General features: G+C 67.0%; 1 protein-coding gene. It reads right to left on the bottom strand.

From position 1 onward, the window contains the following. Positions 1 to 8: 8 nt before the first annotated feature. The gene (locus AB0B58_RS42305) at positions 9 to 1,229 is read right to left on the bottom strand and encodes an ABC transporter permease subunit (protein ID WP_360237079.1); all 1,221 of its coding nucleotides are present in this window, start codon (positions 1,227 to 1,229) and stop codon (positions 9 to 11) included. Between the last annotated feature and the right edge of the window lie 15 nt (positions 1,230 to 1,244).

The raw sequence follows: 1,244 nt of genomic DNA, 5'->3' as shown, positions 1-1,244 counted from the left end.
GGGCCGGTTCATCGGTTACCGGTGGCTGCCGCTCTGCGGCGTGACAGGGCGTCGACGCTTGCGGCGAGTAGCAGGATGAGGCCGGTGACGACGAATTTGACGCCGGCGCTGTAGCCCATCAGGCCCATGCCGTTGTCGATGACCGCGATGACGGCGCCGCCGATGACGGCGTCCATGACGCGGCCTTTGCCGCCGAAGAGGCTGGTGCCGCCGATGACGGCGGCGCCGACGGCGTAGAGCAGTACGTTGCTGCCGCCGGAGTTCGGGTCGACGGAGTTGGCTCGGCTGGCGGCGATGATGCCGCCGACGGCGGCCATGGTTGAGCCGATGACGAAGACGGAGATGCGGATCCGGTCGACGGGGATGCCGGCTCGGCGGGCTGCTTCTTTGTTGCCGCCGACGGCGTAGACGTGGCGTCCGTAGGTGGTGCGGCCGAGTACGAAGGTCCAGATGATCAGGAAGAACGCGATGATCGGTGCGACGATGGGTACGCCTTTGACGGAGCCGCTGATCAGTGGGTTGATGCTGCGTTCGGTGGTGAGTACGGCCACGGCGGAGAGCAGGATCACGGCGAGGGCGGCGATGCGGGCCAGGACGACGCCGAGTGGGTCGGTGACCAGGCCGCGGACGGCGCGGCCGCGGACTCTGACGAATTGTACGACGGCGTATCCGGCGATGGCGGCGATCGCGAGGGCCCAGCTGACCACGACGGTCATGTTCTTGTTGGCCAGGGCGAGTACGAACGGGTCTCGGATGGAGATGTTCTTGCCGCCGCTGAGCAGCATCAGCAGGATGCCTTGGAAGGCGAGGAACGCGGCGAGGGTCACCACGAATGAGGGGATGCCGATTTTTGAGACCAGGAAGCCCAGGGTGAAGCCGATGACTACGCCGGTGAGGAGGGCGGCGGGGATGGCGGTGTACCACTGCCAGCCGTAGGTGGTCAGCAGGATGGCCATGACGGCGCCGCAGACGCCGCTGGCGTAGCCGGCGGAGAGGTCGATCTCGCCGAGGAGTAGGACGAAGACCAGGCCCATCGCGATCAGGGTTACCGCGGCGCCTTGTGAGAACAGGTTGGCGAAGTTGACCGCGCTGAAGAATGTGGGCCGGGCGATGCCGAAGATCAGGCAGAGCACGATCAGGCCGAGGATGGCCGGCAGGCTGCCGATGTCGCCGCCGCGTACCCGGCCCCAGTAGTCGTGTAGGTGACTGGCGAGCGTCGGCTTGACCACCTGGACGCCGGCGCT

The organism is Actinoplanes sp. NPDC049118, from assembly GCF_040648555.1.
Taxonomy (GTDB): Bacteria; Actinomycetota; Actinomycetes; order Mycobacteriales; family Micromonosporaceae; genus Actinoplanes.
This window is presented reverse-complemented; position numbering and strand designations above follow the sequence as displayed.